General features: G+C 60.0%; 22 protein-coding genes. 14 read left to right on the top strand and 8 right to left on the bottom strand.

Features of this window, described 5'->3' with window-relative positions; all coding sequences use genetic code 11:
- The 4 genes from HDF10_RS17195 to HDF10_RS17210 form a co-directional block, all read right to left on the bottom strand.
- Nucleotides 1-1,440, bottom strand: a complete 1,440-nt coding sequence (locus tag HDF10_RS17195) for a hemolysin family protein (protein ID WP_183815559.1) — start codon at nt 1,438-1,440, stop codon at nt 1-3.
- Entirely contained in the window at nt 1,437-2,027 is a 591-nt protein-coding gene (ybeY, locus tag HDF10_RS17200; RefSeq protein WP_183815566.1) for an rRNA maturation RNase YbeY, read from the bottom strand. The genes HDF10_RS17195 and ybeY overlap by 4 nt, the downstream gene beginning before the upstream one ends.
- Nucleotides 2,024-2,941, bottom strand: a complete 918-nt coding sequence (locus tag HDF10_RS17205; protein WP_183815568.1) for a glycoside hydrolase family 16 protein — start codon at nt 2,939-2,941, stop codon at nt 2,024-2,026. Before HDF10_RS17205 ends, ybeY begins: the two co-directional genes overlap by 4 nt.
- A 73-nt stretch (nt 2,942-3,014) precedes the next feature.
- Entirely contained in the window at nt 3,015-4,052 is a 1,038-nt protein-coding gene (locus HDF10_RS17210) for a PhoH family protein (RefSeq protein ID WP_183768805.1), read from the bottom strand.
- A gap of 470 nt (nt 4,053-4,522) precedes the next feature.
- Between HDF10_RS17210 and rpsT the strand changes: the two genes are divergently transcribed.
- Nucleotides 4,523-4,801, top strand: a complete 279-nt coding sequence (rpsT, locus tag HDF10_RS17215; RefSeq protein ID WP_183768804.1) for a 30S ribosomal protein S20 — start codon at nt 4,523-4,525, stop codon at nt 4,799-4,801.
- Nucleotides 4,802-4,937: 136 nt separating this feature from the next.
- Here rpsT and HDF10_RS17220 read toward each other — a convergent pair whose 3' ends face one another.
- The gene (locus HDF10_RS17220; protein ID WP_183815570.1) at nt 4,938-6,572 is read right to left on the bottom strand and encodes a hypothetical protein; all 1,635 of its coding nucleotides are present in this window, start codon (nt 6,570-6,572) and stop codon (nt 4,938-4,940) included.
- Between the two features lie 160 nt (nt 6,573-6,732).
- Between HDF10_RS17220 and HDF10_RS17225 the strand changes: the two genes are divergently transcribed.
- Complete coding sequence (locus HDF10_RS17225) at nt 6,733-8,850, top strand: M13 family metallopeptidase (protein WP_260177970.1); 2,118 nt, start codon at nt 6,733-6,735, stop codon at nt 8,848-8,850.
- 92 nt (nt 8,851-8,942) lie between these two features.
- Nucleotides 8,943-9,866, top strand: coding sequence for a DMT family transporter (locus HDF10_RS17230; RefSeq protein ID WP_183815572.1), 924 nt, complete (start codon nt 8,943-8,945; stop codon nt 9,864-9,866).
- A 10-nt stretch (nt 9,867-9,876) separates the two neighbouring features.
- Here the strand turns inward: HDF10_RS17230 and HDF10_RS17235 are convergent, their stop codons facing one another.
- Nucleotides 9,877-11,226: an MATE family efflux transporter gene (locus tag HDF10_RS17235; RefSeq protein WP_311732803.1), complete on the bottom strand. Its 1,350-nt coding sequence runs from the start codon at nt 11,224-11,226 to the stop codon at nt 9,877-9,879.
- 429 nt (nt 11,227-11,655) lie between these two features.
- On the opposite strand from HDF10_RS17235, the gene HDF10_RS17240 reads away from it, so the two are divergent.
- The 3 genes from HDF10_RS17240 (at nt 11,656) to HDF10_RS17250 (ending at nt 13,906) form a co-directional block, all read left to right on the top strand.
- Entirely contained in the window at nt 11,656-12,633 is a 978-nt protein-coding gene (locus HDF10_RS17240) for a zinc-dependent alcohol dehydrogenase family protein (RefSeq protein WP_183815576.1), read from the top strand.
- A 234-nt stretch (nt 12,634-12,867) separates the two neighbouring features.
- Nucleotides 12,868-13,197, top strand: coding sequence for an STAS domain-containing protein (locus HDF10_RS17245; protein ID WP_260177971.1), 330 nt, complete (start codon nt 12,868-12,870; stop codon nt 13,195-13,197).
- A 145-nt stretch (nt 13,198-13,342) separates the two neighbouring features.
- On the top strand, nt 13,343-13,906 hold the full coding sequence (locus tag HDF10_RS17250; RefSeq protein ID WP_183815581.1) for a hydrolase: 564 nt from the start codon (nt 13,343-13,345) through the stop codon (nt 13,904-13,906).
- 112 nt (nt 13,907-14,018) lie between these two features.
- Here the strand turns inward: HDF10_RS17250 and HDF10_RS17255 are convergent, their stop codons facing one another.
- Nucleotides 14,019-15,293 carry a threonine synthase gene (locus HDF10_RS17255; protein ID WP_183815583.1) on the bottom strand — a complete coding sequence of 425 codons (1,275 nt, stop codon included), beginning with the start codon at nt 15,291-15,293 and terminating at the stop codon, nt 14,019-14,021.
- A 173-nt stretch (nt 15,294-15,466) separates the two neighbouring features.
- Nucleotides 15,467-15,817, bottom strand: coding sequence for a hypothetical protein (locus HDF10_RS17260; RefSeq protein ID WP_183815585.1), 351 nt, complete (start codon nt 15,815-15,817; stop codon nt 15,467-15,469).
- Between the two features lie 146 nt (nt 15,818-15,963).
- On the opposite strand from HDF10_RS17260, the gene HDF10_RS17265 reads away from it, so the two are divergent.
- The 8 genes from HDF10_RS17265 (at nt 15,964) to asd (ending at nt 23,117) form a co-directional block, all read left to right on the top strand.
- Nucleotides 15,964-16,947, top strand: a complete 984-nt coding sequence (locus HDF10_RS17265; RefSeq protein WP_183815587.1) for an HAD-IIB family hydrolase — start codon at nt 15,964-15,966, stop codon at nt 16,945-16,947.
- Between the two features lie 50 nt (nt 16,948-16,997).
- Nucleotides 16,998-17,723 carry a lytic transglycosylase domain-containing protein gene (locus tag HDF10_RS17270; RefSeq protein WP_183815589.1) on the top strand — a complete coding sequence of 242 codons (726 nt, stop codon included), beginning with the start codon at nt 16,998-17,000 and terminating at the stop codon, nt 17,721-17,723.
- A gap of 48 nt (nt 17,724-17,771) precedes the next feature.
- Nucleotides 17,772-18,815, top strand: a complete 1,044-nt coding sequence (locus HDF10_RS17275; protein WP_183815591.1) for a lysylphosphatidylglycerol synthase transmembrane domain-containing protein — start codon at nt 17,772-17,774, stop codon at nt 18,813-18,815.
- Nucleotides 18,816-19,041: 226 nt separating this feature from the next.
- Entirely contained in the window at nt 19,042-19,515 is a 474-nt protein-coding gene (gene nrdR / locus HDF10_RS17280) for a transcriptional regulator NrdR (RefSeq protein WP_183768793.1), read from the top strand.
- 3 nt (nt 19,516-19,518) lie between these two features.
- Complete coding sequence (locus HDF10_RS17285) at nt 19,519-20,565, top strand: isocitrate/isopropylmalate dehydrogenase family protein (RefSeq protein WP_183815593.1); 1,047 nt, start codon at nt 19,519-19,521, stop codon at nt 20,563-20,565.
- An 84-nt stretch (nt 20,566-20,649) separates the two neighbouring features.
- Nucleotides 20,650-21,429, top strand: coding sequence for a carboxypeptidase regulatory-like domain-containing protein (locus HDF10_RS17290; RefSeq protein WP_260177972.1), 780 nt, complete (start codon nt 20,650-20,652; stop codon nt 21,427-21,429).
- 24 nt (nt 21,430-21,453) lie between these two features.
- A complete protein-coding gene (locus tag HDF10_RS17295) occupies nt 21,454-21,813 on the top strand; it encodes a hypothetical protein (RefSeq protein WP_183815597.1) in 360 nt (119 codons plus the stop codon).
- Between the two features lie 182 nt (nt 21,814-21,995).
- Nucleotides 21,996-23,117, top strand: coding sequence for an aspartate-semialdehyde dehydrogenase (gene asd, locus HDF10_RS17300; RefSeq protein ID WP_183815599.1), 1,122 nt, complete (start codon nt 21,996-21,998; stop codon nt 23,115-23,117).
- Nucleotides 23,118-23,141: the final 24 nt, after the last annotated feature.

Genomic DNA, 23,141 nt, shown 5'->3' on the forward strand with positions numbered 1-23,141 from the left:
CTAGGAGAGGTCAGGAGGATTCGTAAGACTAACGCGAATACGATCGATCCGCCGGTCCGTGCTGGCCAGCACCTCCAGCCGCAATCCATCCTCTTCCACCACCTCACCCGGCAGAGGAATATGCCCCGCAATCTCTGACACCAGCCCCCCAAGTGTCGTAGATTCATAGTGTTCCGGGAGCCGGAGCGCCGTAGGATCATCCCTCGTATCGCGAAGATCGGCCACCTCTCCCCCCTCACCAGACTCCACCGCCAGCTCTTCCGGCTCATGCAGCTCCCCATCCTCAGCAGGCCGCGTAACGCGTTGATTCGGCTCAAACTGATCGGCAAATAGGTCGCGCAGACGCGAAAGCTCAAACGCCCCAGAGACGACGTAAGCACCATTAGACTCGCGAATCGGCTCATCGTCCGCTTCAGGCTCGTCGTGCTCATCCGCAATATTCCCGACGATCGCCTCAAGCAAATCCTCAATGGTGACAAGGCCCGCAACGCTTCCGTACTCGTCGATAACGATGCGCATATGCTGCTTTTCACGCTGCATCTCACGAAGCAGCTCAGCCACTTTCTTGGTCTCGGGAACAAAGGCTGCCGGGCGCTGAATCTGCGCAACCGTGCGGGTGTTGGCCTCGGCGTCAAGCACTTTGAGCAGGTCATGAGCGAAGCCAATGCCTGTGACGTGATCAAGCGAACCGTTGTAGACCGGGACGCGGGAGAAGGCATGTTCGTTGATGGTAGCGGTGAACTCCTGCAGGGTAAGGGTGCCGGGAACGGCGAAGATCTCAGGGCGAGGGGTCATGACCTCGAGAACAACCTTGTCACCAAACTCCACTGCAGAGCGGACCAATTCGCGATCGGACTCTTCGAGAATCCCCTCCTCTTCGCCAGCCTCAAGGAGAGCATCCATGGCCTCGGAGGGATGGTCTTCTTCGGTGGCGTCTTCTGGTTCGGCAAGGGCGGCAATGGAGAGAAGCAGTTGCAGCAGCATGGTGACGGGAAGGATGAGATAGAAGAGCGTCTGCAAAAGGGGAAGGATGCGCGCGATCCAGAGGCCGCGGGTGCGGGAGAAGAGGAGTTGCGGAAGCAGACGGTCGAAGATGAGGATGAGAAGGATAAGTTCGAAGACGGCGCGCAGAACCTCGCCGAGGGTGGGGGTGCGAGCGAGGGTGGGGACCAGGCTGGTATGAGTGTAGAGGCGAAGGCCGGAGAGCAAAGCCAGAGCCGCCAGCGTGAGTTGGCGAAGAACTGAGGCGGACAGGGCGATGGACTCGCGGCCAAGACGCAGACGGGGTTCGACGACACGCTCCCAGGCGTCGATATTGTCTTGGTACTCGCGGGCGAGGAACTTGCCCATCTCCGAGTAGACGCGATCGACATATGCGGCTAACGCGAGGATCCCCAGAAGAAGAATGAGAGCGAGGGAGTAGAAATAAGCGGGGGTCATTTGGAACCTCGCGCCGTCTTCTTGTTTGGCATGCTGGTTTTTTTGATGGTTCGAAGCGAAGGTGATTTTTTCGAAGCTGCTCGCACCTTTTTCCGGCTGGAGGGTTTCTTTTTTGCTGTGTGTGACGACGGCTTTTGCGGCAGCTTCGTGGCCCGTTCGGTGAGCGAGTTTGTCGTAAGGCGGAGCTGGCGGCGAAGCGCGGCTTCGCGGGTAGCCATCTCGCCGTTGTCGGTCTCGTGGTCGAGACCGGAGAGATGAAGCAGGCCGTGGAGGAGAAGGATTTTTACTTCGTCGCGCAAAGAGTGCCCGTAGGTAGCGGCCTGGCGGGCTGCGGTTTCAAGCGAGATGGCGAGGTCTCCGGCGTGGGTCTGTGCGATCTCGGCAGGGGTGGGAAAGCTGAGCACGTCGGTGGATTTGTTTTTGCCACGGAAGGATCGGTTGAGCCGCCGCAGGGTGGGATCGTCGGACAACAAGACCTCGACTTTGCCCCGAAGGCCGACGGCGACACGAGCACGCTTGAGAAAGCTGGTGAGGCCGGAGCGGGACAGCGTCGCTTCAAGACCAGCCGCAGATTCGATGGTGATCATTGGATTGGCTTCGGCGTCGGGGCTGCTGAGGTGGCTGGCTGGTAGACGCGGACGTAGTCGACGAGCATCTTCTGGGGGAAGGTGGTGGTCTCGTCGGGGTTGCCGGGCCAGGCGCCGCCTACGGCCAAGTTGAGGATGAGGAAGAAGGGGTGGTCATAGACCCAATGAGTGCCGGGGGGCAAATCGGCTGGGGTTCGCTCGACAATAAGGTGGTCATCGAAGAAAAATTTGATGTCCTGTGGGGTCCATTCGACGGCGTAGAGGTGGTAGCCGGAGGTGACGGATTCACCTGGAGGGAGCGGGTACTTTGCGGAGATGGGCTTGTCGCCGCTGTAACCGGGGCCGTGGAGCGTGCTGTAGACCGTAGCCGGATCGCCAATGTTTTCCATGATGTCGATCTCGCCGCACTTTGGCCAGGGATTGGTGTCGATGTCGTCGCCCAGGAGCCAGAAGGCGGGCCAGATGCCTTTGCCGGTGTGAAGCTGGATGCGGGCTTCGAAACGTCCGTAGGCCTGGGAGAAGAGGCCTTTGGTGTTGAGGCGGGCAGATGTGTAGTGGCGCGGGATGCCGTCAGGACCGGTGAGGTCTTCTTTTCGGGCGGTGATGACCAGGTGGCCATCTTCCTGATGAGCGTTCACGGCGCGGTTGGTGTACGTCTCGAGTTCATTGTTGCCGAAGCCCTTGCCACCAGTTTCGGAGACCCACTTGGCGGGATCGGGGGAGGAGCCGTTGGGGCTGTTGAACTCGTCGCTCCAGGTGAGGCGCCAGTTGGGGTTTGGAGTTGTTGGGGATTGCGCGACGAACGTCGTTCCAGCCGCTAGAAGAACCAGACAGGCGCGGGTGAGGGTGCGCGTCAGGCCGGAGCGGATGGGCGCGGGAATGGAGGGAGTACTTGGGGGTTCGATGGTGATCATCGTGCGGAACGGTTGCAATATCAACAGGGGGCTGGATTGCCCCCTGTGATCGATTATCGCAGATTGGTTGAATTTATTGGGGTTTCGGTATGGGTTTGGCTGTGGGCGCGAGGTTGGGGTCGGGCATGGCAACTTCGCCGATGGGAAGAGGAAGCTGCTGCTGCGCCTTGCCGTAGCTGTCGTAGGCTCGGACGATGCGTTGGACGAGCTGGTGGCGGACGACGTCGACGTCTTCAAAGTGGCAGAAACGAATGCCTTCGACGCCGTCGAGGACGTGGAGGGCCTCGAGGAGGCCGGACTTCTTGGGGTTGGGCAGGTCGGTCTGGGTGAGGTCGCCGGTGATGACGGCCTTGGAGTTGTTGCCGAGGCGGGTGACGAACATCTTCATCTGTTCCATGGTGGTGTTCTGGGCTTCGTCCATGATGATGAAGGCGTCGGAGAGGGTGCGGCCGCGCATGAAGGCGAGGGGGGCGACCTCAATGACGTTGGATTCAAGGAGCTTGTCGACCTTGATGGGGTCGAGGAGATCATAGAGGGCGTCGTAGAGGGGACGGAGGTAAGGGTCGACCTTTTCCTGGAGGGAGCCCGGGAGGAAGCCGAGGCGTTCGCCGGCTTCGACTGCCGGACGGACCAGGATGATGCGGCTGACCTTTTTGGCCATGAGTGCGGACACAGCCATGGCGACGGCGAGGTAGGTTTTTCCGGTGCCGGCGGGGCCGAGGCCGAAGGTCATGTCCGATTGTTCGATGGCTTCGACGTACTTACGCTGGTTGGGCGAGCGCGGTTGAACCATGCGCTTGACGCCGGCGGAGCGCTGTTTGCCAGTGTCGACGATGGACTTAAGGGTTGCGGCGGGGTCGGCGACGAGGAGCTTAAGCATGCCATTTAGTTCGCCGTTGTGGAGATTGACGCCGGATTTTCGGAGGGTGTCAAAGTCGGTGAAGAGTTGTTCGACGCGGGCAACGTTGGTGGCTTCGCCGGTAACGTGGATAGCGTCGGAGCGGAGATCGATCGTGACGTTGAGTTTGTCCTCGAGGAGGCGGAGGTTTTCGTCGTGGGTCCCGTACAGGGGCTCAATGCCAGGTGTGATTTCCAGGGATTTTTTAATCAAGTAGTGTGCTGACCTCCGTCAGGGGGAGCTGGGTTGAATGCTTGGCCGGTTGACTTGGGAGTTTTTGAGGGGAAGAGCGGGCACTGACTGGTGGCGCATTGTCTGCGCCCTTTGACTGCGACCGGGATGGCGGAAGGTGCCAATCTAGTGTCGAAGATGGGCAAAGAGTAGAACGTCGGGGAGATGGCGTCAAGGGGCAAATGATGAATAGATTTTGGTGCAGAACCGGGATGGGATCGCGGTACGGCATGTTTTCTACGAATTGGATGCTTTTGGGGACTTATACGCCGTATTTTCGGTTGGAAGATGGGTTGACCGAAGGCCCAGGTTTCCGTAAACTTAGATTTGCAGGGAGTGCGGCGGGCTTGTTTAGCGCCGCTGCTTAAGGCTATGGCTGGTACAGAGTCGCCTAGCCGAGGGTCTGCATCCCATTTTCCCCTACAAATGTACGGGTTTAGAGAAGAGAGTTTATGGCAAATCATGTTTCGTCTTTGAAGCGCGCACGTCAGACCGTAGCCAAGACCGCGGTAAACCGTTCGAACAAGAGCAAGCTGCGCGGAACCCTGCGCCAGCTGCGGGAGTCGATCGCCAAGGGCGACCATGCCGCCGCAACCACTCAATACCGCGAGACCGCGTCGATCCTGGACAAGAGCGTTCAGAAGGGCGTTCTGCACAAGAACACCGCCAGCCGCTACAAGAGCCGCTTGAATGCGCGTGTGAAGGCTGTTGCGCCGAAGAAGGCCGCTTAGTTTTCAGTTCGTTGATGGGACGCTGAAGTTTTTTGGCGTAGATATTAGAAACGGCTGTCTACGGGAGACCGTGGTCGGCCTTTTTCGTTTGTCTCATATTTACGTTTCACACCTGCAAGCTTTTCGTGGAGAGAGCTTATTGAGGCGTGTCCTTTGGACGGTCGGAGCTGGAAGGTCTGTCCGATGGTTTGTCGGTGGGGAGGGTGTAGAGAGTGGGTGGTTTGCGATGTTCCTCAGGAGAAGGGTCCCCGGAGGCTTGAACGGCATCGCCGGATGGTTTCGGTGCGGGGGCAGTGTCTGCAGGTGGTGGTGTTTGGGCGGCGTCGGGTGGGGTTGAGTTCCCCGGAGTGGGTGCGACGGCGTTGGCCGGCTGGGCCTCGGGTTGAACGGTAGAATCGGCTTCTTCCGCAGATGGGGAGAGTTGGGTGGCGAAGCGAACCGGCAGATCGTTCTCGGGCGGTGCAGAGGTCTGCGCTAGTTTGACCGCGTTTTCTTCTTTAGGGGTGAGAGGTGGGAGACGATAGATCTCGATAGCGTCGGCGTGGATGAGGGCGAGGGAGAGGCCGTCTGGGGCGAGGGCGAAGTTCTGGCCTGCGCGCTCTACGGGGGTGCAGTCGGCGCGCAGGATCTGCTTGCCGCTGTCGGTTTGGTAGACGACGACGGTTTGCGCTGAGATCTCGTCCGCGCTGATGGGCTGATCGGCTACGGCAGACGAGTGGAGGAGAACCCGGCTGAGCGCAAATCGGCCGCTGGAAGGAGCGTAGACGAGAGACGGAGCGATGAAATCGCCAAAGAGGCCCTGCTCCCACATCTCCTGGCCGCGCATGTTGAAGCCGCCGACGGCACTGATAGTGTGACCGGTACGACAGCCGAAGACGATGAACTCGCTGTGGCTGACAAAGAGGGGAAAAGGAGGGCAGGTGGAGTCGAATGGGGAGAGTTCGTCAACCTTGCCGGCGTAGGAGTGGAAGTCGAAGGCATAGTGTTGATGGCCTTGATCGACAGTGGAGAGATATCCGGCGACAGAGACGGGAATGCTTCCTGCTCCTCTGGAGCGGACAGCCCCGGCAGGGCTTGCTCTGACTTGAGCGCCCGGTTCGGTTGGCACGTGAAGGCGATAGAAGTTGATCTGGACGACCTTCGGCTCCGGAGCCGGTTCAACCGGGGTGGGGCCGAAGAGCGGAGTCTTCCGCTTGGGAGCAGGGGGAGTGCGTTTGATCGTCTCTATGGTGAGCAAGTCGGCATCGGAGGAGAGGATGATGACAGCGATGCGGCGATCGTCTGTGGAGAGAAAAGGGTGCTCTGCGAAAGGCTGGCCGGTCGCCAGGTTGGCGAGTGGAGCGAAGGTGGTGAGAGTGTCGCGGATGCGCAGGAGGAAGTGGCCGTGGCCGAGGCTCCAGAGATATTGGCCGTGGTCGTGAGTCCGCCAGGTGGTGCGGGCCAGAACGTGCCCGGAGGGTAGCTCGAGCAGGACGGCGTCGATGGTACGATCCATGTCGTCCTCGGGCTCGTCGGGCAGGCGCTTGAGGAGGTGACGGGCACTGAAGGTGAGCAGAAGATGCTGGTTATCGACGTAGTGGATCGTCAACATGGAGCTGCCTGCGAGAAGGAACTGCTGAGAGAGTGGTTGGAAACCGAACGGTTCCAGTGGCAGGCGCAACGGAGGTTCGGGGCCGCGGGCTGCAAAGAGGGGGAGAGCGACGGAAAAAAGCAGAACACCCATGAGCGGGAGGCGACGAAACGTCGAAATGAGAGATCTGGGAACCATCATGGGGGTAGACGCGTATCTCTGCTCACTGAGAACGCTCGCCTAATGCTTTCACAGACGCGCGGGCGACGCCAATGTATGCGGGCGGCCGGGTGAAAATAACGGCCGGCGTTCCGTTGGTGATACAAAGGCTGCAGAAATTCTGTAGGAAAAGGATGATGAAATGTTGAATGAGTGGACGTTGGGAGTGCCTGGCACGATGAGACGGCGGGCTGGACTTGGTGCGATGATTGCCTTGACTACGGCGGGTGCCTGGAGTGCGGGGTTGGCACAGCAGACCAGGCTGGTAAGCGACAGCAGCAAGCCGACCGAAACCTACCTGCCGATTCCGGGATTCGATACTACCTCCCTGGATACTTCGGTTGATCCGTGTAATGACTTTTACAAGTTTGCTTGCGGGAAGTTCGCGGCGAACCATCCGATCCCTGCAGACCAGGCGGGCGTGGACCAGTTTTACGCGCTGTATAACGTGAACACCCAGTCGCTGTATGGAATTTTGACCAAGGCGGCTGCCGGTGGCGTAGGGCGTTCGCCGGACGAACAGAAGATTGGTGATTACTACAAGGCTTGTATGGACACGGACCTGATAGAGGCAAAAGGGATTGCCCCTGCCGAGCCCTTGCTCAGTGAAATTGATGCAGTGAAGAGCAAGGATGAACTGCCGGCCTTGGCGGGCAAGCTGCAGCGGATCGGCGTGAATGTGTTCTTCGGCTATGGAGAACAGCAGGACTTCAAGGACGCAACCAAACAGATCGCGTCTGTGCAGCAAGGCGGGCTTGGATTGCCGGAAAAAGACTACTACCTGCGAACGGGAGCGAAAGATGTTGAGCTTCGGGATCAGTATGTCGCACACGTCGCGAAGATGCTGGAGCTGGCGGGAAGCTCGCCGGAGAAGGCTACGAAGGATGCTCATGCGATTCTGACGTTCGAGACAGCACTGGCAAAGGCGTCGATGGGTGTGACCGAGATGCGCGACCCGGAGAAGACTTACCATCTGCAACCGATCGCCAAGTTTGAAGCGACCATGCCGGGGATGAACTTTGGAGAGTTTCAAGATGCGATCCATTCGCCGCGCGTGAGCGAGATCAATAATGCGACGCCGGAGTTCTTCCCTGCTCTTACGAAGGAGATTCATGCGACGGATCTAGAGACATTGAAGGCCTATATGCGCTACCAGGTGCTGACGACGTCGGCTGGCAGACTGCCGAAGAAGTTTGATGCGGAGAACTTCGACTTCTACGGCCGCAAACTTAATGGGCAGCCGGAGCAGGCGGCGCGGTGGAAGCGTTGTTCGAATTCGGTGAATGGCGCGCTGGGCGAGGCGCTGGGCAAGGTATATGTGGAGCAGTACTTCGCCGGAGATAGCAAAACAAAGATGGTGGAGATGGTTGCTGATATTGAGGCGGCAATGGGACGGGACATTGACCAACTGGAGTGGATGTCAGCCACCACCAAGACACGGGCGAAGGAGAAGCTGCACGAAGTCACGAATAAGATCGGCTATCCAGACAAGTGGCGAGACTATTCGAAGCTGGAGATCAAGCCGGATGACGCGTTGGGAAATGCTCGGCGCGCAGATGGGTTCGAAAACGATCGGCAACTGGCGAAGATCGGGCAGCCAGTAAATATCTTTGAGTGGGATCTGACGCCTCCGACGGTTAATGCGAACTACGATCCAAGCATGAATACGATCAACTTCCCTGCCGGCATTTTGCAGCCCTCGTTCTACGATCCGAAGCAGGATGATGCGGTGAACTACGGGCATATTGGCTCAGTAATTGGGCATGAACTGACGCATGGGTTCGACGATGAGGGCAAGAAGTTCGACGGCAAGGGCAACCTGAGCGACTGGTGGACGCCGGACGATACGAAGAACTTCGTAGCTCGGACGGACTGTCTGGCGGATGAGTATGGCAACTTCGTTGCCGTCGATGATGTGAAGGTCAATGGCAGGCTGACGCTGGGCGAGAACACTGCGGACAATGGCGGTTTGCTGCTGGCTTATATGGCTTACCTCGAGCGTGCGAAGAAGGAGGGAGTCGATCTGGCGGCGAAGAAGGATGGTTATACGGCGCCGCAGAGGTTCTATATCGGCTATGCGCAGAACTGGTGCGAGAACCCGCGGCCGGAGCAGGTTCGGACGCAGGTGTTGACCGATCCTCACTCGCCGGACCACTTCCGCGCGAATGGCGCGATTGTGAATCAGCCTGGATTTGCAGCGGCGTTTGGCTGCAAGAAGGGTGCCGCGATGGTACCGGTGAAGAGCTGCCGCGTTTGGTAGGCGAGTTGGCTTAGCGTCGGGGTTCTGGGTGCTGCGGGAGAGAGGCTTAGGCTTTCTCTCCCGTTCGCTTTTAAGTGTGCGAGAGTGGAGGGATGGTGGTTTTGGAGAAGAGACGGGCACTGGGGTTTGCGGCGTGCGCGCTGGCTAGTTCGTTGTGGGGGTGCGGGTTCTTCTTCGGGAAGATTGCACTGGCGGAGATGAGCTTCGCGCATATGGTGCTGTACCGGTTTTTATTTGCGATGGTGGTGCTGCTGCCGCTGCTGGTGACGCATCGGCCGGGGTTGAACCGGCGCGAGTGGGGAGTGCTGCTGGCGGCTTCGTTTCTGGGGGTGCCGCTGCAGTTTTTGATTCAGTTCTATGCGCTGTCGATTACTACGGTGAGCCATGCTGCGCTGATGGTGGGGACGATGCCGGTGATCCTTGCGGTGGGGGCGGCGGTGTTTGCTCATGAGCGGATGGACTGGGTGGGGTGGGTGGCGCTGGCAGGATCTACTTGCGGGGCGGCGCTGATTGCGCTGGGTGGCGGATTGCATGCCAAGGGTGGCGCTACGCTGGCTGGGGATGCGCTGGTGGTGGTGTCGTTGTTGATTGCGCTGTTCTGGATTCTTTTCAATAAACGGTTGATGGGGCGGCACTCGCATATTGTGGTGACGGCGTATGGGTTGCTGCTTGGGACCTTGATGCTGATGGTGTGGGTGCCGGTGCGGTATGGGATGCCGCCGGTGGCGGGGGTGTCGGGGAAGGCTTGGCTGGCGCTGGCTGCGAGCGGGGTGCTTTGTACGGCTGCGACTACCCTGCTTTGGAACTGGGGGATGACGCAGGTTCCGGCCTCGCAGGCGGGAGTGTTGTTGAATATGGAGCCTTTGATTGGGAGTCTGCTGGGGGTGATGGTGCTGGGGGAGCGGCTGGGGCCGAGCGCGTGGGTTGGGGGCGGGTTGATTCTGGCTTCGGCGGTTACTTTGACGACGCGGTCGAAGACCAAGGTGCGGGAGACGATTGAAGTGACTAGCTTTTAGCTCTTAGCCGTTAGCTTTTAGCTAGAGGCTGAGAGCTAACCGCTAAAAGCTGTTTGGTGGTGTGGCGCCAGATGAGGGCGAGGGTGGTGCCGGCTACGATGAGGCCGGCGCAGAGGCCCAGCCAGAGGCCGACGGCTCCGTAGTGGAGGCGGAAGCCGAAGAGGTAGCCGATAGGCAGGCCGATGATCCAGTAGCCGACGATCTGGACGACGAGGCCGGCGTGGGTGTTTCCTGCTCCACGCAGGGAGCCGGTGGCGGTGATCTGGAGGCCGTCGAAGAACTGGAAGATGGCGGCTACGAAGAGCAGGGGGATGGTGGCGGCGATGACGTCGCGGTCGGTGGTGAAGCTGGCGGCGATGGCGTGGGGGAAGAGCAGGAGGACGGCTGAGAAGCAGGCCATGACGCCTGCGCCGAGGAGGATTGCGGCCCACCCTGCTGAGGCGGCTTCGGCGGGGGCTTTGCGGCCGATGGCCTGGCCTACGCGGACCGCCGCGGCGGCGGAGATGGCGAAGGGAACCATGAAGGTGAAGCTGGCGCAGTTGAGGGCGATCTCGTGTCCGGCGAGGGGGAGCCGTCCCATGACTCCGATGAGGAAGGTGACCATGCCGAAGATGGAGATTTCGACGAAGATCTGACCCCCGGCGGGTGCTCCGAGGAGGGCAAGGCGGCGTAGGCGCCGGGGCTCGAAGTGGCGGGCCATGCTGCGGAGGCCGTAGTGGTGGCGACGCTCGATGCGCCAGAGGGCGATGACCATGAAGAGGGCGAGATAGCAGCGGGAGAAGGAGGTGGCGAGGCCCGCGCCGGTGACTCCGAGGGCGGGGATGTGGAGGGGGCCGAAGGAGTGCCCATAGATGAGGAGCCAGTTGCCGACTACGTTGATGAGGTTCGCGGTGACCAGGGCTGCGGCGATGGGGCGGACGTGGTTGAAGGCCTGGAGGTAGCGGCGGAGGGTGAAGTAGAGGAAGAGGGCGGGGGTGCCGTAGTTGAGCGCGCCGAGGAAAGAGACTGAGCCGGTGAGGACGGCGTGGTCGATTGGGAGGCGGAGCATGAGGAACGGTGCGCAGAGGATGATGAGGATGAGCGTGAGGGCTAGTCCTGCGGCGAGGAGGAGGCCGTGGAGGAGCCAGCGGTTGGCCTCGTCGAAGCGGCCTGCGCCGTGGGACTGGGAGAGGTAGGTGTCCAGGCCGAGGAGGACTCCGGCGATGCCGAAGGCGATGGTGTTGTAGAGGACCTGGCCGAGGGCGGCGGCGGAGATGGCCAGCGCCGGGTTGGCCATGTGGCCGACCATGATGGTGTCGACGATGCCCATGGACATCCAGCCGAGTTCGGCGAGGATGAGCGGGAGGGCAAGGGTGAGCACGGGCCGGATCTGCTGGCGGATGGACATCGTGTTGTTGGGTACCCCCCTCCCCCCTCGGGGTATTTTGTACGCAAGTTCAATCGAATCTGCGGTATAGAAGCCTACGGCGCCTGCAAAGTGTTTATTCTAAACGGTTTGTGCCTAAAATACTTATTTTGTGCTATTTAGCGTGTGCGGGATGGATAAAGACAAAACCCCGGAGTGCGCCGGGGTCCTTTTTCCTGTCTGCTACCAGTATAGCTGGTGGAGGGAAACTAATACGCCACGCGAATCTGCTGGTCTGGCGCGGTGATTGGTGAGTTGGGGGGTTGACAGCTTTCGGCTGGAGTTGGCCGGACCGTTTTGGAGATGGGGGAATCAAAACGTTTGTGGCCGTCCGATGGTTGTAGCTAGCTGCTACAAAATTGCTGACAGGGTTGAAAGGACTGAATGCGCGCTTATGTTGTGGAACGTCCCGATGCAGGGTTTACGCAGGTTGAGCTTCCTCGCCCTGCTCCGTTGGCTGGCCAGGTGCTGGTGCGGGTGTGCGCGAGTGGTGTGAATCCGCTGGATACCAAGATTCGGGCTGGGAAGGCGGCTCATGCGAAGCAGCCTTTGCCTGCGGTGCTGGGGCTTGATATGGCCGGTGTGGTGGAGGAGGTTGGCGCGGGCGTGACGGCGCTGCGGCCGGGCGATGAGGTGTATGGCATGGTGGGGGGCGTGGGCGGATTGCAGGGGACGCTGGCGGAGTTTGTTGTTGCTAATGCGGAGTTGGTCGCGCTGAAGCCGAAGTCGCTCTCGATGCGAGAGGCTGCTGCGCTTCCACTGATCACGATTACGGCGTGGGAGGGGATGGTCGATCGCGCGAAGGTGCATGAGGGCCAGAGGGTGCTGGTGCACGCGGGTGCGGGTGGGGTGGGGCATATCGCGGTGCAGCTGGCAAAGGCGTTTGGAGCGGAGGTCTTCGCTACGGTGTCGGCGGAGAAGCAACACGTGGTGGAAGAGTTTGGTGCAGTGCCCATCGACTACCGCACACTTTCGACCGAGCAGTATGTCGCGCAGTATGCCGGTGGGGAGGGGTTCGATGTTGTGTATGACACGGTGGGCGGCGCGACGATCGACGCCTCGTTTGTTGCGGTGAAACGGTACACCGGCCATGTGGTGAGTTGCCTGGGATGGAGTACGCACTCGCTGGCTCCGCTCTCATTTCGTGGTGCGACTTACTCGGGTGTGTTTACGCTGATGCCTCTGCTGACCGGGCGGGGGCAGGCGCATCATGGGGAGATTCTTCGCGAGGCGGCGGGGCTGGTGGATGGCGGCAGGCTTAGGCCCTTGATGAATGAGCGGCGCTTTGCTGCTGCCGATATTGGTGCTGCGCATGCGTTGGTGGAGTCGGGTGCGCTTGGCAAGGTGGTGGTGGAGCTCTAGCGCAGGATTTGCTGCTGGTGTGCTGAAACACAAACCGCAGATTTCCTTCGGGAATGACAAACAAAAAGGACACGGCAGACTCTACGCCAATTTCTACTTTGCTCTAGTTTCTTCTGGCGTAGCGGCGTCGGTGCATTGGGCGGTTGAGAGATCGGCAGGGGGATGCAGGATTTACATATTTGTAATCTTTGGCGTTGCGGGCTTGCTACACTTTCAAGCATGCTCGAGCAACCTTTGACTCATAGCTTTACGGACGGAAAGAGCGAGGGAACGACGATCCTGAAGCTCGTTGGGCCGCTGACTTTGTCGACGATGTTCGGGTTTCAGAACGAGTTTCGCGCGAAGACGCCGCAGGTGATGATTGTGGATCTGAGCGAGTCGCCATATATGGATTCGGCTGGGCTGGGGCTGCTGATGAACTACTACGTCTCGGCCGAGGGCCATGGGCGAAAGCTGCTGCTGGCGGCCGCGAACGAGCGGATTACGGCGGTGATGCAGATGACCAAGGTCGATAAGATCTTGAAGAACTTTCCTACTGTGGATGCGGCTGAGGCTAGTTTGTAGGCCGGATTTTTCTTCCGTGAAATGAAAGTCGATCCTTTTACGACCGGACTGGATCGGTAAAGTTGCCCGCTACGAGCTTCCTCCTTTACGAACCGTGCCAATGGCTTTTTGCATCTCTTGATCCGAGAGATGGAAAGAGGTTGTGATGAGTGACTTTGTACTTGATGCGAAGACGACGACGCTGGTGTTGATCGATCTTGAGGTGGGGATCGCGGCTATGAATCTTGCGCCCCATAGCTCTGCCGAGGTGGTAAGCCGATGCGCGGGGTTGGCGAAGACTTTTCGGCAGAAGGGCGGCGCGGTGGTGTTTGTAAAAGTGCTGATCCCGGAGATGCTACCGTTGCCGGTTGATATGCCGTTGATGCGTGGCACGCCACCACCGAACGCTACAGAGTTCGTTGCGGAGGCTGGGGTGCAGCCGGAGGATTTGATTGTGAAGAAGCGATCGTGGGGTGCGTTTTACGGAACCGATCTGGAACAGCACCTGAGGCGGCGAGGGATCAAGACAATTGTGATTGGAGGCATTGCCACGAACTTCGGGGTGGAGTCGACGGCGCGCGCTGCGTTCGATCAAGGGTACGAGGTGGTGTTCGCAGAGGATGCGATGTCGAGCGTGAGCGCGGAGCTGCACGAGTTCCCGATCAAGAATGTGTTTCCGATGATGGGGCGGGTGCGGAGTGTGGCGGAGATTGTGAAGGCGCTTGGGTAATGACGGGTGTCCTGCCGGACGGGCTCCCTGCGCGGGAAGCGGTCACTTCGTGACTTGTATACCTTGTCTTGATTGGTTAGATGCTTGGTGCCTCGCGTTGCTCGGCGGGGGCTTATTGTGGGGTGATGATTCCTCCTACTGGCATGCTCCTGGGGAGAACGACTTTCTTTTCGCTTGGGCGCTTCAGGTGCATGGCTTCGGCGGTCATGTCGGTGTACTTGAGGCCGGCGCCGGTGTTGAAGAGGACAACCTTGTCGGTGGGCTTGAGTTCGCCGGTGGCAAGGAGCGCGTCGTAGGCTGCGGTGGCGGCGGCGCCTTCGGGGGAGAGGAAGATGCCTTCGTGTTTGGCCCAGTCGAGGATGCTCGCGAGGATTTGTTCGTCAGTGAAGGCTAAGGCTTTGCCTCCGGACTGGCGGACGATGTCGAGGATAATGGCATCGCCATAGGGCTTGGGGACGCGGAGGCCGGCGGCGAAGGTGGCTGCATTCTGGAAGAACTCGCTGGCGGGTTTGTCTTCGGCGAAGGCTTTGGCTACGGGCGCGCAGCCGGAGGCCTGGAGGGCGAACATCTTCGGACGCTTGCTTCCCTTCTCGATCCAGCCTAGCTGCTCCATCTCGTCGAAGGCCTTCCACATGCCGATGAGGCCTACGCCACCGCCGGTGGGATAGAAGACAGCGTCGGGGTACTCCCAGCCGAGTTGTTCGACGAGCTCATAGCCCATGGTCTTTTTGCCTTCAACGCGAAATGGCTCCTTGAGGGTGGAGATGTCGAACCAGACCTGGTGGTCGGGGGTATTGGCTTCGCGCTGGGCCTTGATGTTTTCGGCGACCATGCGGGCGCAGTCGGAGATGAGGCCGTCGACCATGGTGACGTCGGCTCCGTAGATGACGCCTTCGAGGTAGTTCGCGAAGGGGACGTCCTGCGGCATGAAGATGTGGGCTGATATGCCGGCGGTGGCGGCGTAGGCTGCGAGTGCACCGGCGGCGTTGCCTGCGGAGGGGACGGCGAGGTGCTGGAGACCGTAGTGTTTGGCCATGGTGACGGCGAGCGAGAGGCCACGGGCTTTAAAGGTGCCGGTGGGGTTCGCGCCCTCTTCTTTGATGTAGAGGCCGGGGTAGCGCTTGCTGAGGAGCATGGGCGTCCAGCCTTCGCCGAGGGTGACGGGGGTTACGTCGGGCAGGACGCTGGCGTAGCGCCACATGCCGAGACTGGCTGGGGAGGCTGCGGCGCGGGCGGCGATGTCATCGCGGCTGGCGGTCTGGCGGAGTTTGTCCATGTCGTAGCGGACGTAGAGGGAGCCGGCGCAGAGGGGGCAGAGGGTTTGAGGCGTTTCGGCAGAGACGTGGTGGTGACAACGAGAACACTCGAGGAAAGCAATAGCGGCCATATATTAGATGCTAACGGATTGTGGCGACGAAAAAACTCTTGCTCAACAGGGAAAACTGCTGAGGGGCGTTTGGTTTGGGGGAGATGAGACTGCCAAACCGCCCAGGCTCCGCGTTGAAGCTCCGCGGAGGTGGGCGGTCTTGTCAGGTCTTTGTCAGGGATTCTGTTGCGGCGTCAGTGGCGCTGGAGCCAGCGGCGGGAGGTGAACTCCGTGACGATGCTGGCGACCAGAAGCGCGATGCTGATGGCGAAGGCGCTGATGACCCAGTTGAGCTCCATGCGGCCCTTGAGCATGAACCTGTCGAGCAGGGCCAGGACCAGGACGAGGACCGCCGCCTCTGCGAAGAACGAAGAACATCGCGGTGCGGCGATGGCAATCAGGTCGAGGAGCGGGGAGGGTCTCTTGTGGGGCGGAGCTTCGCCTCCGGGTGGAACCAGCGCGATTCGGTTGGTGGGCTGGGGAGAAGCTGGAATTTGCTGCGGTGAGATGCTCCCGAGGGAGTTTAGTACATTTTTGTGAAACATAAACAAGCCTTTGTGGTGCCTGCTTCCAGTGTCTCCCGGGTGGTGCATGAATGTCACGTGAATTTCCGGTAAATCAAAGAAAATGAATGGCTTATGGATATTCATGCGCTGCGGATGAGAGAATATGCACTGAAATCGAGGTTCGAATGCGTTTAATCGCGGTGGATATGGATGGGACGCTGGTGGGGCCGGATGGGCGGGTGAGTGCGCGAAATCTGGCTGCGATGAAGTTGGCTGAGGCGGCTGGGGTGAAGGTGGTGGTGGCGACGGGGCGGCGGCACTCGTATGCGATGAAGGTGCTGCGCGGGCTGGGACTGCGGGAGGAGGATGCGCTGATCAGCTCGAATGGGACGGTGACGCGGACGATCGGGGCGCAGTTGCTGGAGAGGACGCTGCTGCCGGTGGAGACGGCGCGGTGGCTGTGTGGGCATGTGGAGGAGTTTCGCGATGCGCTGGTGTTGACCTTCGATAAGGTGAGGGAGGACGGGGAGGATGTGCGCGGGGCGCTGGTGGTGGAGCATCTGGCGGAGCTGAACGCGAGTATCGGCAGGTGGGTGGCGGCGAATGAGCCTTATATTGAGTGCGTGGTGCCGATCGAGAGGGCGCTGGAGGGAGAGGCGCCGATCCAGATGATGCTGTGCGGGACGGTGGAGAGGATGCGGAGGGCGGAGGCGCGGCTGCTGGAGCATCCGGGGGTGTCGGCTGTGGGAGTGACGCCGCTGAGCAAGGATGAAGTGCGTCGGCTGGAGAATATTGGGTTGACGAAGGGTGGGATTACGCCTCAGGAGAGAGCTGCAGGGGCGGAGGCGGCGCTGCACCGGACGGAGTATCCGGAGGGGGATTTGAGTATTGTGGACATTTTGCCGGCGGGGTGCAGCAAGGGGTCGGCGCTGCTGCGGCTGGCGGAGACGCATGGGGTGAAGGCGGAGGAGATTCTGGCGATTGGGGATAATTGGAATGATGTTTCGATGCTGGAGGTTGCGGGGCAGGCGGTGCTGATGGGGAACGCTCCGGAGGATTTGAAGGCGATGGCGGCGGAGAGAGGGTGGGTGATGGGGCAGCGGCATGACGAGGATGGGGTGGCGCAGGCGATTGAAGCGGTGTTGAACGGCCTGCCAGTGACACGATAGTGGGAGTTTTGGTGGAGTGGATGATGGACTGGGGGTGGTAGGCTTTAGAGGTGGCACTCTGTCTAAAGGCGTTGGCGTTTGGTCTGGCGGTGGCGGCGGTGTGTCCGCTGGCGCGTGCGGCTGAGCATGTGACGCTGAAGAACGGGTTTGAGGTGGATTGCGTTCGGCGGGAGGCGGTTGGGGATAAGGTTCGTCTCTACTTTGTTGAGAAGGGTAAGCCCGCTTCCGATGCGAACTATATGGAGGTTGCGGCAGAGTCGGTGGTTCGGGTTGAGACTGTGGCCGATGTGCCGGAGCCAGTGGCTGAGGTGAAGGCGGCGGAGGTGAAGGCGCCCACCGCAGTGACTCTGATGACCGCGCCGACGAAGGAAGAGATGCACGAGATGTTGTCGCATGCGGGTGCGACGCACAACATTGATGAGGATCTGCTGGCGAGTGTGGTGCGGGCGGAGAGTGGTGGGCAGGTGCGGGCCGTTTCGCGGACGGGCGCGCGGGGATTGATGCAGCTGATGCCGGGGACTGCGAGTGCGATGGGGGTTGAGGATTCGTTTCGTCCGGAGCAGAATATCTCGGGCGGGACGGCGTATCTGGATTTGATGCTGACGCGATACCACGACAATGTGGCGCTGGCGCTGGCGGCGTATAACGCTGGGCCGGGCGCGGTGGATCGGTATCATGGGGTGCCTCCGTTTCGCGAGACGCGGGCATATGTGGCCAGGGTGATTCGCGAGTTCAATCGGCGGAAGCAGATGGCGACGGTCGCGCAGGCCAAGTAAGAACAGCACGATCTACAGACCACGATCTACAAACCAAGAGAGAGATGGATGACCAAGCGTAATGGAGTGGTGTGGGGAGTCGGCGCAGTCGCGCTGGTGTTGCTGGTCTGGTTGTTTCGGACGAGGGTGCAGTTTGATTGGGCCAACTTCTGGCAGCAGCTTCGGTATGTGAGCCTGGGGCACATTGTTGCTGGTATTGTGCTGATTTATGTTACGTATTGCCTGCGCGCGTTGCGGTGGTCGGTGTTTCTGTCGCCGACGAAGAAGGTACCGGCTACTTCCCTGCTGGGTTCGCAGTTCATCGGATTTACGGCGGTGGCGTTGTTTGGGCGGCTGGCGGATCTGACGCGGCCTTTCCTGGTGGCGCGACGGACTGGGTTGTCCTTGAGCTCGCAGGTGGCGGTGTACACGATTGAACGGATGTTCGATCTTGGAGCGGCGGCGCTGATTTTTTCCAGTGCGCTGGCGTTTACTCCGAAAGGACTGCCTCACCATGAGGTGTTTGTGAAGGCGGGCGTGTTGAGTATGGGGGCTACGCTGGCGATTGCGATCTTTGCTGGTGTGGTGCGGGCGGCAGGTGGCGCGGTGGCCTCGTTTGCGCGAGGGACGGTGGGGTTGGTCTCGAAGCCTGCGGGAGAGAGCATTGCGACGAAGATCCTTGGGTTTCGCGATGGGTTGAATGCGTTGTCTTCGGCGCGGGATTTTGGGATTGTGACGGTGCTGTCGCTGACGATGTGGGTGATGATTGGGTTTGCTTATCTGGAGACGGCGCATGCGTTTGTGAATACGCCTGAGTTGGCTGGGGTGACGTTTTCGCGCACGATGCTGCTGATGGCGGCTAGTATTGGCGGGTCGCTGCTGCAGCTTCCGATTATTGGGTGGTTTACGCAGATTGCGATTACGGCCGCGGCGATGCATACGTTCTATGGTGCGCCGATTGAGGCGGCGACGGCTTGTGGGGCTTTGTTGCTGGTGGTGACTTTTCTTTGCATCATTCCTACTGGGTTGATCTACTCGCGAATGGAGCATGTGAGTTTGAAGAAGGTTGCGGAGGAGAGCGAGGCGGCTGGGGCGGCGGTGGATTTGGGGTAGGGACTTTGTCCTGCCGGACGGGCGCCCTGCGCGGGCAGCGATCACTTCGTGACTTGTATACCCCTTCGGTGGGCCCTCCCGTTGGTCGGGAGAGATGATCGTTCCGACCCACGGGAGGAGCTTTGCCCCTCGTCTATCAAGACCGGTATACGCGTCACGAAGTGATCGCTGCCCGCGCAGGGCGCCCGTCCGGCAGGACTTGCGCTGCTAGAATCGAAGTATTCCGATGAAGTGCCCCTACTGTGGTTTTGCCCAGGACCGAGTTGTCGATTCGCGCGAGAGTAAAGACGCAGACTCGATACGCCGGCGACGGGAGTGCGAAGGCTGTAACAAGCGATTTACGACGTATGAGCGGATCGACGAGATCCCCTACATGGTGGTGAAAAAAGATGGACGGCGGGAGAAGTTCGACCGGCAGAAGGTGCTGAGTGGGCTGTTGCATGCGTGCGAGAAGAGGCCGGTTGCGGCGGTGAATCTTGAACGGATTGTGGATGAGACCGAGGCCTATGTAGTCGATTCGCCGGAGCGCGAGCGGACGACGAATGAGGTCGGCGAACTGATTATGTCGCGGCTGAAGGAGATCGATACGGTTGCGTACATTCGGTTCGCGAGTGTGTATCGGGACTTCAAAGATGTTCGCGAGTTTAAGGAAGAGCTGGAAGATTTGTTGAACGGAAAAGACCCAAAGAAAAGGCGGTAACGGATGACGGCAACGAAGAAGACGCACAGGATTACTTTGATTCCGGGAGATGGGATTGGCCCGGAGGTCTCTGGCGCGGTGGTGAAGATTCTTGAGGCTGCGGGTGCGGCGACGGGCGTGGCGTTTGACTGGCATCCGTATGACGCGGGGGCAAATGCGTTCGAGAAGACGGGTGAGTACATTCCGAAGGCGCTGTATGACTCGATCGAGAAGAATCGTGTGGCGCTGAAGGGGCCGGTGACGACGCCGGTTGGCGGAGGGTTCGCTTCGATCAATGTGACGCTGCGAAAGAAGTTCGAGCTGTTTGCGAACTTTCGGCCCGTAAAGAATCTGCCAGGTTTGAAGACGAAGTATCCGGGGCTCGATCTCGTGATTGTGCGCGAGAACATGGAGGATTTGTATGCCGGTCTGGAACATGAGGTGGTGCCGGGGGTGGTGCAGGCGCTGAAGATTATTACTGAGAAGGGTTCGACGCGGATTGCTAAGTTTGCGTTTGACTATGCGCGCAAGCACGGGCGGAAGAAGATTCATGCGATCCATAAAGCGAACATCATGAAGCTGTCGGATGGTTTGTTTCTCCGGTGTTGTCAGACGGTGGGGAAGGATTTTCCGGAGATCGCTTATCACGAGCACATCGTGGATAACACCTGCATGCAGCTGGTGATGAATCCTTACCAGTACGATATTTTGCTGACTGAGAATCTGTATGGAGATATTCTGAGCGACCTTTGCAGCGCGTTTGTGGGTGGGCTTGGGTTGGTTCCAGGGGCGAACCTGGGGACGGAGTGCGCGATCTTTGAGGCGGTGCATGGGTCGGCTCCGGACATTGCTGGGAAGGATATGGCGAACCCCACTGCGCTGCTGCAGAGTGCGGTGCTGATGCTGCATCATATTGATGAGCCGGCGACGGCGGAGCGCGTGCAGGCTGGGTTGGAGCAGGTCTATCGCGAAGGAAAGACGCTGACGAAGGATGTTGGCGGTACCAGCGGGACGAAGGCGTTTGCGGATGCGGTGGTGGCGGCGATGGAAGCTCCGGTGGCTGCGGCTTAGATTCTGCGCGCCAGGTGCGACGCTGAGGTTCTCAACTAATGGTTCGTTGTGTGAGGTGGTATGAGGCGGATTTGTGGTTGGTTGATGGCGGCAGTGGTTGCCGGTGCGGGGTTGAGCGGATGTAAGCCGAGCGATGCGGTGAAGCATAGCGGCGATGCGAGTACGGCGAAGGTGCCGGCGGCTCCTCCGGCTTCGACGGTGCGGCTCGATAAGGCGACTCTGGGGATGGTGACGGGGACGATCCGTTTTGTGGGAAAGGCGCCGGAGCCGGTGAAGATCGATATGTCGATGGATCCGGTCTGTTCGATGACGGCAGGAGACAACTTTGCCGAGCAGTATGCGGTGAAGGATGGCAAGCTTGGGAATGTGTATGTGTATATCAAGAGCGGGCCGCCGGCGGCGATGCTGTCGGGTGGGCCTACGCCTGCTCCGGTGGTGCTGGACCAGGTGGGATGCAAGTACGTGCCGCATGTGATTGCGGTGGTGCGGGGTGGGTCGGTGGAGTTCAGGAACTCGGACTCGACGATGCACAACATTCATACGATGCCGACGGTGGCGGGGAGTCAGCCGATCGATATCTCGCAGGGGCCAAAGGGTGCGGCGCAGGTGAAGCAGTTTAACCAGCCGGAGGTGATGATTCCGGTGCGGTGTAACAACCATCCGTGGATGAATGCGTTTATCAATGTGTCGGCGACGCCGTTTTTTGCGGTAACGGATGCGGATGGACACTTTGGGATCAGCGGATTGCCGGCGGGGACGTATACTTTGGCGGCGGTGCACGAGAAGCTTGGCGAGCAGACGATGACGGTGACCGTCGAGGCGAAGGGAACGTCGAAGGTGGACTTCAGCTTCAGCGTGAAGTGAAGACGATTGAACGGCGGAGGCGAGATGATTGCAGGATTGACGATGTTGCAGCATACGGCGCAGTTCACGGTGGATTTGGCCTTTGTGGTGCATGCGCTGCCGCTTTGGTTTCTGATATTTGCTCTGTTTCTGCCACGGTTGGCGATGGTGGTGGCGTGGTTTCAGGGTTTGCTTGGGCCGTTTCACTTCGATCTGACGCCACCTCACTTTCAGGGCTGGCTGCCGCTGCTCTGCTGGCTGCTGCTGCCGCGGGCGCTGGTGCTGTATCTGATCTATCAGGATCAGGGGATTCACTTCTGGTTTCTGCTTCATCTGCTGGTGGCTTTGCTGGTATGGGCTGGCGGTGGGCACCGGATGACGCGGTCGCGGCGGCGGGATAACTAGAAAGCGTCTTGCCGGACGGGCTTGCTACGCGCGGGGCGGTCACTTCGTGACGCGTACACCTTGTAGTGGTTAGGGAACGATACTGGTCCTCCCGATGGTCGGCGATGAGGGGAGTCGCCTTTTTAGGCACTTCTCGTTTGTCTGGACGTGCGGGTGTTCGGCTGGCGCGTTATTCTTAGTGGATGGAACGACGCAGGGTTGGCATTCTTGGCGCGACCGGAATGGTCGGGCAGCGATTCATTCAACTTTTGAGCAATCACCCTTGGTTCGAGATTGCGTGGCTGGCGGCGAGCGATCGCAGTGCCGGGAAGACGTACGCCGAGGCTTGCAGGTGGAAGCTGGATACTCCGCTGCCGAAGCGGATCGCGGCGATGACGCTGCAGCCGAATGTTCCTGAGGGGTCGGCGATTGAGCTCCCGAAGATTATTTTCGCCGCGCTCGATGCGGACATCGCGCGGGAGTTGGAGCCGAAGTTTGCCGCGGCGGGATGCGCGGTGATCTCGAACTCGAGTGCGTTCCGGATGACGGCGGATGTACCGCTGGTGGTGCCGGAGGTGAATGCCGATCATCTTGCGCTACTGGAGACGCAGAGCTGGCGGAAGCTGCACGGTGGACGTGGGGGGTATATCGTCACGAATCCGAACTGCAGCGCGATTGGGCTGGTGCTGGCGTTGAAGCCGCTCGAGGAGAAGTTCGGGATTGAGAGTCTGTTCGTTTCGACGATGCAGGCGGTGAGCGGCGCTGGTTATCCGGGGGTGGCTTCGCTCGATATTCTGGGCAACGTGGTGCCGTTCATCAAGAATGAAGAGGAGAAGCTGCAGGAGGAGGTCGGCAAGCTGCTCGGCCGCCTTAGCGGCGCGAAGGTCGAGATTTTAGATGCGAAGGTGAGCGCGCATTGCAACCGGGTGGCAGTGGAAGATGGGCATACGGAGTGCGTGAGTATCAAGCTGAAGAAGAAGGCTACGCGCGAGGAGATTCTGGCGGCGTGGAGCGAGTTTCTGCCGTTGCAGGGACAACATCTGCCTACGGCTCCTGAGCATCCGGTGGAGTATGACGAGGGAGTGGACCGGCCGCAGCCTCGTCTGGACAGGATGCGCGGGCATGGGATGGCTGCGACGGTGGGGCGGCTGCGCGAGTGCCCGCTGCTGGACTGGAAGTTTGTCGTGCTGTCGCATAATACGATTCGTGGCGCGGCGGGAGCGGCAGTGTTGAACGCGGAGGTGCTGGCGTTGCTGGGTAAGCTCGATAAGTTGGGTGTGCCCCTGGAGAAGTTTTCGGCCAGGGCCGTGGCGGTGACGGCTTGAGTGTAGCGCGAGACAAGCTGGTGG

Source organism: Tunturiibacter empetritectus, assembly GCF_014201375.1.
GTDB lineage: Bacteria > Acidobacteriota > Terriglobia > Terriglobales > Acidobacteriaceae > Edaphobacter > Edaphobacter lichenicola_D.

Bases quoted from the DNA above. Each gene is read 5' to 3' on its own strand.
- HDF10_RS17195 (WP_183815559.1), bottom strand. From the start codon at position 1,440: ATGACCCCCGCTTATTTCTACTCCCTCGCTCTCATTCTTCTTCTGGGG.
- ybeY (WP_183815566.1), bottom strand. From the start codon at position 2,027: ATGATCACCATCGAATCTGCGGCTGGTCTTGAAGCGACGCTGTCCCGC.
- HDF10_RS17205 (WP_183815568.1), bottom strand. From the start codon at position 2,941: ATGATCACCATCGAACCCCCAAGTACTCCCTCCATTCCCGCGCCCATC.
- rpsT (WP_183768804.1), top strand. From the start codon at position 4,523: ATGGCAAATCATGTTTCGTCTTTGAAGCGCGCACGTCAGACCGTAGCC.
- HDF10_RS17220 (WP_183815570.1), bottom strand. From the start codon at position 6,572: ATGATGGTTCCCAGATCTCTCATTTCGACGTTTCGTCGCCTCCCGCTC.
- HDF10_RS17225 (WP_260177970.1), top strand. From the start codon at position 6,733: ATGTTGAATGAGTGGACGTTGGGAGTGCCTGGCACGATGAGACGGCGG.
- HDF10_RS17230 (WP_183815572.1), top strand. From the start codon at position 8,943: ATGGTGGTTTTGGAGAAGAGACGGGCACTGGGGTTTGCGGCGTGCGCG.
- HDF10_RS17240 (WP_183815576.1), top strand. From the start codon at position 11,656: ATGCGCGCTTATGTTGTGGAACGTCCCGATGCAGGGTTTACGCAGGTT.
- HDF10_RS17250 (WP_183815581.1), top strand. From the start codon at position 13,343: ATGAGTGACTTTGTACTTGATGCGAAGACGACGACGCTGGTGTTGATC.
- HDF10_RS17255 (WP_183815583.1), bottom strand. From the start codon at position 15,293: ATGGCCGCTATTGCTTTCCTCGAGTGTTCTCGTTGTCACCACCACGTC.
- HDF10_RS17260 (WP_183815585.1), bottom strand. From the start codon at position 15,817: ATGTTTCACAAAAATGTACTAAACTCCCTCGGGAGCATCTCACCGCAG.
- HDF10_RS17265 (WP_183815587.1), top strand. From the start codon at position 15,964: ATGCGTTTAATCGCGGTGGATATGGATGGGACGCTGGTGGGGCCGGAT.
- HDF10_RS17275 (WP_183815591.1), top strand. From the start codon at position 17,772: ATGACCAAGCGTAATGGAGTGGTGTGGGGAGTCGGCGCAGTCGCGCTG.
- nrdR (WP_183768793.1), top strand. From the start codon at position 19,042: ATGAAGTGCCCCTACTGTGGTTTTGCCCAGGACCGAGTTGTCGATTCG.
- HDF10_RS17285 (WP_183815593.1), top strand. From the start codon at position 19,519: ATGACGGCAACGAAGAAGACGCACAGGATTACTTTGATTCCGGGAGAT.
- HDF10_RS17290 (WP_260177972.1), top strand. From the start codon at position 20,650: ATGGCGGCAGTGGTTGCCGGTGCGGGGTTGAGCGGATGTAAGCCGAGC.
- HDF10_RS17295 (WP_183815597.1), top strand. From the start codon at position 21,454: ATGATTGCAGGATTGACGATGTTGCAGCATACGGCGCAGTTCACGGTG.
- asd (WP_183815599.1), top strand. From the start codon at position 21,996: ATGGAACGACGCAGGGTTGGCATTCTTGGCGCGACCGGAATGGTCGGG.